We start from the raw sequence: 7,090 nt of genomic DNA, 5'->3' as shown, positions 1-7,090 counted from the left end.
GCCCTCGCCGCGACCGCGCTGCACGCCAGGCTCGGCCGCGCGGTGCCGCCGGGGCGGGTGCTGGGGTTCGGGGCCCTGGTGCAGGCGGGCGCCTGGGCGGTGGCCGGGACGGGCGGGCCGGCCGCGACGGTGGTGGCCTTCGCCGTGGCGGGGGCCGCGGAGGGCCCGCAGCTCACCGCGCTGTTCGCCGTCCGGCACGCGGAGACGCCGCCGCGGCTGCGGGGCCGGGTCTTCACCACGGGCGCCGGCCTGAAGATCACCGGCTTCGCGGTGGGCGCGGCCGTCGCGGGGGCGGTGGCGAGCCGTTCCCTCCCGGCGGCGCTGTTCCTCGCGGCGACGGTGTGCGCCGCCTCCGCCCTCCCCTACGCGGCCCGGCGGTCCCGGCCGTCCGTCACAGGGACGCCCGGGTCGCGACGTACCGCTCGGCGGCGATGAGGGCCTCCGGGGTCGAGCGGACTCCCATGAGGACGCACAGGGTGTAGGCGGTGTCCTCGAAGCGGCGGCGGACCGAGAGGTCGCAGGGGCCGTCGAGAACGCTCTGTTCCTGGGTGCGGTAGTGCCGGAGGAGCCGTTCGACGGTGTTCCGGTCGGGCAGCAGCATGGGTTCCTCCGTAACGGCCCCGTCTCGTGCGTCGCTCCATGGTGCTCGCGACCGGCCACGCGCGCGACCCGCACGGTCACTTTCGGTGACGGCGGGCCGTGTCGAGGTGCGGGGGCCGCCCGAAGGGCGGAGGGTCGAAGACATGAACGCGCGCACAGGACAGCGGGTGGTCGTCACCGGTGCGACCGGGAACGTGGGCACCAGCGTGGTGCGGGCCCTGGTCCGCGACCCGGGGGTCGAGTCGGTGCTCGGCCTGGCCCGCCGCAGACCCGGACTCGACCTGCCTGGGGTCGACTGGGCCACCGTCGACCTGTCCCTGGACCGCGACGAACCCCGGCTCGCGCAGTACGTGTCCGAGGCCGACGCGGTCGTGCACCTCGCCTGGCGCTTCAACCCGACGCACGACCCCGTGACCACCTGGCAGACCAACGTGCTGGGCGCCCTGCGGGTCTGCGAGGCGGTCGCGGCGGCCCATGTGCCCGCGCTCGTGTTCGCCTCCTCGGTGGGGGCCTACTCCCCCGGCCCCCAGGGCGGGGTGCCCGTCTCCGAGGCGTGGCCGACGCACGGCTGGCCGGGCGCGACCTACAGCCGGGAGAAGGCGTATCTGGAGCGGGTTCTGGACACCTTCGAGCGCGACCATCCGCAGACCCGGGTGGTACGGATGCGGCCTGCGTTCCTGTTCAAGGAGGAGGCGGCGAGCGAGCAGCGCCGGATCTTCGCCGGACGGTTCCTGCCGGGCCAGCTCGTCCGGCCCGACCTGCTGCCCGTGCTGCCGGAGCCCGAGGGCCTGCGCTTCCAGGTCCTGCACACCGACGACGCCGCCGACGCCTACGTCCGGGCGGTGCTGCGGGACGTGCGGGGCGCGTTCAACCTGGCGGCCGAGCCGGTGGTGGACGCGTCGCTGCTCGGCGAGATGTTCGGCGCGCGGCCGGTGAAGGTCCCGGCGGGCGCCGTCCGGGGCGCCCTCGCGGCAGCCTGGCACCTCCGCCTCGCGCCCGCCTCCCCCGGCCTCTTCGACCTCCTGCGCCACCTGCCGGTGATGTCCACCGACCGGGCCCGCGAGGAGCTGGACTGGCGGCCGGAGGCCACCTCGGTGGAGGCCCTGGAGGCGTTCCTGCGCGGGGTCCGCGCCGGGGCGGGCGACGACACGGCGCCCCTGGCCGGGCGCCGCGCCGCCTGAGCCGGGGCCGGTCAGCGGCCGGTGCCGGCCGCGCCCCAGTCGACGATCCGGATGGCGGCGCCGGCCGCCTCCCGGCCCCGGCAGTGCGCGCGGTGGCGGCGCAGGACCGCCTCCACGTCGAGGTGGCGGGCGAACGCCGTTTGCGCGGCGAGCCGTTGGGCGTAGGCCCACAGGGCGCGGTGGGAGGCGACGCGCTCCAGGGCGGCGGCGTCCAGGTGCCAGCGGTGGACGGTGTCCAGCTGGACCAGGGCGCCCCACACGTGCACGTCGGCGAGGGTCGGCGCGTCCCCGAGGACGTACGGTCGGCCGGCGAGCCGCGCGTCGAGGCCGCCGAGCGCCGCGAAGAGCGTGCCGAGCGCCTCCGCCGCCTCCCGCCGGGCGTCGGCCGCCGGGTCGAGGCCGAGTTCCCCGGCGCGCTGCGCGGCCCGGTGGACGCCGTCGGCGCAGAGCGCGGCGAGGGTGTCGATCTCCTCGCGGTGCTCCTCCGGCAGGAGGTCCGGCCCGTCGCCCCGGAAGCGGAGGGCGAGGTCGCGGAGGATGTCGGGGACGTGGGTGCTGACGATCCGTCCGGTCCAGACGTCGCCGAGGACCGGTGCGGCGGCGGCGCCGGTGTAGAGGTGGGCGCTGGCCTCGTAGAGCGGGCGGAGCGCGGTGTACGAACCGTCCGGGGCGTCGGGCACCTCGGGCAGGAGCCGCAGCGGCAGCGCGGCGTCGAGGCCGAGCAGTCCGTGGGTGACGGCGATGCTCAGACAGTCGGGGTCGGCCGGGGCGACGTGGAGGCGATAGCGGTGCGGCACGGCGTAGTGCCCGCTGGCGGCGTCGCGGCCGATCCGGCCCCGGAAGGCGGGCGCGGCGGAGGCGGGCAGCAGCGAGGCGGGGACGACGACGGACATGGTGCTCCCAGGGTGGCTCGGTGCTGGGTCCGGGCGGGCGGCTCCCCCGGCGTGCGGGAACGCCCGTGCGGCGGCAGCGGAGTGACGGGAAGACGGGGGCGAGGCGGCCGCCGCCCGGCGGAGCGGGGCGCGGCGGCCGTGACGGACGACCGGGCCGGCGGGCGGACGGGCCGGACGGAGGACCGGGCGGACCCGGCCGGTCGGATCACGAGAAGGCGGACGGAAGGTGCGTCGAGACGGGCGGACCGCAACGGTCGGGGGAACGGCCGGACCGCGCCGGGGCACGCCGTGGGGGCGCCGTCAGGCCGCGCTGCACACCCGCAGCAGGTCGATGTGGCGGCGCGAGGTGAGGGGCAGGGAGCGCGGCAGGGGGCGGGCCTGGTACCCGTCGAGCCCGTCGCCGTTTCGCATGGTTCCCTACCCGTCCGCTCGGATTCCCTCACCCGAGTGTCGGGCGGCCGGGAGACGCCGTCAAGGGCGCGGACAGGACGGCCGGCGGCCGTTTCGCCCCGGGCCGCCGATCCGGTGCCCGGCCGCGGGTACGGCACCCCGCCGCGCCCCGTGCCCGCGCCGGGAGGGCCCGCGGACCGGCGTCCGACGCCCCTCGGAGTCGTACGGAATAATGCGCCGCATGCGCATTTCAGCCAGGGCCGACTACGCCGTGCGGGCCGCCCTCCAGCTCGCGGCCGCCGTGGACGCGGGGCCCCTGAAGGCCGAGGCGATCGCCGAGGGGCAGGGCATCTCGCACAAGTTCCTGGAGGGGATCCTGGGCGACATGCGCAAGGGCGGACTGGTGGAGAGCCAGCGCGGCGGGCGGGGCGGCTACTGGCTCGCGCGGCCGGCGGAGACGATCTCGGTCGCGGACGTGATCCGCTGCGTGGACGGCCCGCTGGTCTCGGTGCGCGGCGAGCGCCCGCCGGACCTCGCGTACACCGGGCCCGCCGAGTCGCTGCTGCCGCTGTGGATCGCGCTGCGGGCCAGCGTCCGCGAGGTGCTGGGCGTCTCGCTGGCGGAGGTGGCGGCGGCGGACCTGCCGAAGGGCATCGCGGCCCGGGCCGACGACCCGGAGGCCTGGACCAACCCCTGACGGCGGCCGCCTCCACTCTCCGGCGGGCATCAGGAGCCTGGACCGACCGCTGACGGCACGGCCGCCTCCGCTCTCCGGCGGACACTCCGAGCCTGGAACCACCCCTGCCGGCACGACTCCCTCCACTCTCCGGCGGACACCCGGAGCCTGGACCGCCCCCTGACGGCACGGCCCCGCCCGCTCTCCGGCGGACACCCCTGCGCGTGGACCGCCCCCGCGCGCCACATCCCCGCTCCACCCGCCGACGGACGTCCGGAGGCGTGCGCCGACGCCCGTCCGCGCGCCCCGCCCCCGCCACCTGGGGAACCCCAACCCTCCCCCACCTGCGCCGATCTGACGCGATCTCGTCGGCCGAAACATCACCATCCACATGTCGGACGCCCCTTGGGGGCTCCGGCCACCCTCTGCCACTATCCCTAGTGATTCAGTGGGATTACGGGAGGACAGGTGGGGTGGGATGAGCACGCAGCAGAAGACGCCCAGGGACGACACGCTCTGGCGGCGGGTCGTCCGGGAACTCGCCGACGACCTGGCCGTCGACGCGCACGTCCGTGACCGGGCCGGCAAGAGCCCCTGTGACGAGGTCGAGCGGCTCCAGGAGGCGGGCCTGCCCGCCTTCCTCACCGCCGCCGACCCCGCGCTCGGCGGCGGCGGGCACGGCGCCGACCTGCGCACCGCGTGTTCCGCCGTGCGGGAGCTGTCCGCCGCCGACAGCTCGGTCGGCGAACTCCTCGCCCACCACTACGCCCTGTCGTGGACCAGCCGCTTCCTCGCCGGCCCCTCGGGCGGCCGGTCCGCCGAGACCTTCCCCCGCCTCGACGCCCGCACGGCGGCCGAGGGCTGGCTGCTCGCCGGGGCGACCGAACCCCCGCCGCCCGGCACCGGCACGGGTCCCGGCCTCACGCTCACCCGCGCCGACCGGGGCGGCTGGCTGCTCGACGGCCGGCGCGCCTTTGACTCCGCCGTGACCGTCGCCGACCGCCTCGTGGTCGCCGCCCGCGCCGCGGGCACCGGCGACCTGCTCGTCGCGCTGGTGGACCCGGCCCACCCGGGGGTCTTCGCCGAGGCCGCGACGGACCGGGTCGGACAGCGGCTGACCGGCGCCGGCACGGTCGTCTTCGACCACGTGCCCGTGCCCCGGGCCCGGGTGCTGGGCACCCTGCCCGCCGACGAGCACACGGTGGCCCCGTTCACCGCGCTGGCCCCGCTGGTGCTCCGCCTGCTGCTGGTGCACGTGGCGCTCGGCATCGCGGAGGGCGCGCTCGCCGAGGCCCGGGACGTCAACCGCGCCGCGCCCCCGGAGCCGGCGCCCGCCCCGGCTCACGGCCTGCCGGACGACCCGTACCTGCTGCTCTCCTACGGCGAACTGGCGACCGCCGCGCACACCGCCGCCGCCGTCGCCGAGCGCGCCACCGACGCCCTGACCCGCGGTCTGCGCACCGGCTGGACCCTCGGCTTCGAGGACCGCGCCGACCTCGCCGTCCTGGTCGCCGCCGCCGAGACCGTCACCGGCCGGGCCGCGGTCCAGCTGACCACCCGGATCCTGGAACTCGTCGAGGGCGCCCCGCCCGCCGCACCGGGCGCCGGAGGCGGCGGTCCCGGCTTCGACCGCTTCTGGCGCAACGCCCGCGCCCTCACCGCCCGTACCCGCCCCTCGCACCGGCTCCGCGACATCGGCGACCACTACCTCAACAACACCCACACCCGGCTGGCCCGCAGCGCCTGACCGCGCGTCACGGGCCGCCGCCGCGCGACGGTCCCGGGACGCGTCCGAACGACGGGTCCCCGTCCCCGGCCGGGACGAACGGTCCGGCATGTCGGGCCCTCCGTCCCTCTCCCCCGGCGGCCCAAGGGCCCAAGCTGGGAGGCGAGGAGGGACCGGCGTCCGGGCCGGACCCCCGGATGGTGTCTGGGAGGACGTCGGATGAGTCGCGAGGCCGAGGAGTTCCGGGTCGGGACGGAGATCGTGGCCGGGGTGGACGGGTCGCCGGAGAGCCTCGCCGCGGCGGAGTGGGCCGCGCGCGAGGCGGAGCACCGCGAGGTGCCGCTGCGGCTCGTGCACGCGTGGCGCTGGGAGCCGCTCGACCTGCCGCTCGTCCAGGACCAGGGCGCGCAGGAGCGGGCCGCCGAGGAGGTGGTGCGGGCTGCGGAGGCGCGGATCGCGGAACGTCACCCGGGGGTGGCGGTCACCGCCGAGGTGCTGAAGGACACGCCGGTCCCGGCGCTGCTCGACGCGCAGCACGGGGCCGGGATGCTGGTCATCGGCTCGCGCGGGCACGGCGCGGTGGCCGGCTTCCTGCTCGGCTCGTACGGCATGCAGCTCATCGCCGCCGCGAGCCGGCCGGTCGTCGCGGTCCGCTCCCATGACGACCGGGCCGCCGAACCGCCCACGGGCGAGATCCTGGTGGGCCAGCAGGGCACCCCGGAGGACAGCGAGGCGATGCTGCGGTTCGCCTTCGAGACGGCGCACGCCCGGGGCGCCGCCATCCGCGCCGTGCGCGCCTGGAGCCTCCCCTCGCTCTACGCGTTCAGCCCGGCCTCGATGCGGCTCGCCGACGACGCCGGCGGACTCCTGCCGTTCGAGGAGAAGGCCCTGCGCGAGGCCCTCGCCCCCTGGCGCGAGCGGTACCCGCACGTGCCGGTGACCGAGCACGTCGAGCTGGGCAGCGCCGGGCAGGTGCTGCTCACCACCTCCGGCGCCGCGCAGCTCCTCGTGGTGGGCCGCCGCGCCAAGCGCGGCGCGCTGGGGCAGCGGATCGGCTCGGTGGCGCACGCGGCGCTCCACCTGGCGCCGTGCCCGGTGGCGGTGATCCCGCAGGGCTGAGCCGGGGAACCGCATGCACCCGTCGGGCCGCCGCGTCAAGCCGGCAGGGCGGGTCGACCCGCGGAGTTGACCCTCCGGGTTGACAGGGGGTGTCGGGGCGGCGGTGCGCGGAAAGCCTTGACCCCGTCGCCCCGGCGGCTCGCCCGAGCCGCCGGACCGGACGGCGGCGCAGGCGAGAGAGCGGAGCCCCATGCGGTACGACGATCCCACCGGTCCCGACCCCCACGAACACCCCCGCCCCGGCGACCCCCCGTCCGGCGACGCCCGCCGCGGCGGCCCGGTCGGCCGCCGCGAGCTCCCCCGGCCGGGCTTCGGCGCGGCGCTCCTCGCCGCGGGCACCCGCACCGCCGTCCTCGCCATCCTCCTCGGCCTGTACGCGGCGGCCGCCGCCACCGCTCCCGCCCCGCGCGCGGCCGAGCCCCCCGCCCGCCAGGCCCCGCCCCCGTCCCACCCCACCCCGGCCCCCGCCCCGCCCCCGGCCCGGGCCGGGGCCCGGGAGGACCGG

At 77.8% G+C, this 7,090-nt stretch carries 6 protein-coding genes and 2 pseudogenes; 6 read left to right on the top strand and 2 right to left on the bottom strand.

The features are described 5' to 3' along the window. A pseudogene (locus IE321_RS39970) lies at positions 1–435 on the top strand (MFS transporter); the annotation flags it as partial. Here IE321_RS39970 and IE321_RS39965 read toward each other — a convergent pair. After that, complete coding sequence (locus tag IE321_RS39965; RefSeq protein WP_051842890.1) at positions 392–601, bottom strand: DUF5133 domain-containing protein; 210 nt, start codon at positions 599–601, stop codon at positions 392–394. The pseudogene IE321_RS39970 and the gene IE321_RS39965 sit on opposite strands and share 44 nt — an antisense overlap. 142 nt (positions 602–743) lie before the next feature. Here IE321_RS39965 and IE321_RS39960 point away from each other — a divergent pair, with 142 nt between their 5' ends. Beyond that, positions 744–1,781: an NAD-dependent epimerase/dehydratase family protein gene (locus IE321_RS39960; RefSeq protein WP_190226553.1), complete on the top strand. Its 1,038-nt coding sequence runs from the start codon at positions 744–746 to the stop codon at positions 1,779–1,781. A gap of 11 nt (positions 1,782–1,792) precedes the next feature. Here IE321_RS39960 and IE321_RS39955 read toward each other — a convergent pair whose 3' ends face one another. Continuing rightward, positions 1,793–2,674 carry a glutathione S-transferase C-terminal domain-containing protein gene (locus IE321_RS39955; RefSeq protein ID WP_190226552.1) on the bottom strand — a complete coding sequence of 294 codons (882 nt, stop codon included), beginning with the start codon at positions 2,672–2,674 and terminating at the stop codon, positions 1,793–1,795. A 631-nt stretch (positions 2,675–3,305) separates the two neighbouring features. Between IE321_RS39955 and IE321_RS39950 the strand changes: the two genes are divergently transcribed. The 4 genes and pseudogenes from IE321_RS39950 to IE321_RS39935 all read left to right on the top strand — a co-directional run. Then, positions 3,306–3,761, top strand: a complete 456-nt coding sequence (locus tag IE321_RS39950; RefSeq protein WP_043231664.1) for an RrF2 family transcriptional regulator — start codon at positions 3,306–3,308, stop codon at positions 3,759–3,761. Between the two features lie 457 nt (positions 3,762–4,218). Next, entirely contained in the window at positions 4,219–5,487 is a 1,269-nt protein-coding gene (locus tag IE321_RS39945; protein WP_190226551.1) for an acyl-CoA dehydrogenase family protein, read from the top strand. 198 nt (positions 5,488–5,685) lie between these two features. Beyond that, a complete protein-coding gene (locus IE321_RS39940; RefSeq protein WP_190226550.1) occupies positions 5,686–6,585 on the top strand; it encodes a universal stress protein in 900 nt (299 codons plus the stop codon). Positions 6,586–6,775: 190 nt separating this feature from the next. Next, a pseudogene (locus IE321_RS39935) lies at positions 6,776–7,090 on the top strand (hypothetical protein); the annotation flags it as partial.

The sequence above is a fragment of the Streptomyces hydrogenans genome (assembly GCF_014656075.1).
GTDB classification, from domain to species: Bacteria; Actinomycetota; Actinomycetes; order Streptomycetales; family Streptomycetaceae; genus Streptomyces; species Streptomyces hydrogenans.
This window is presented reverse-complemented; position numbering and strand designations above follow the sequence as displayed.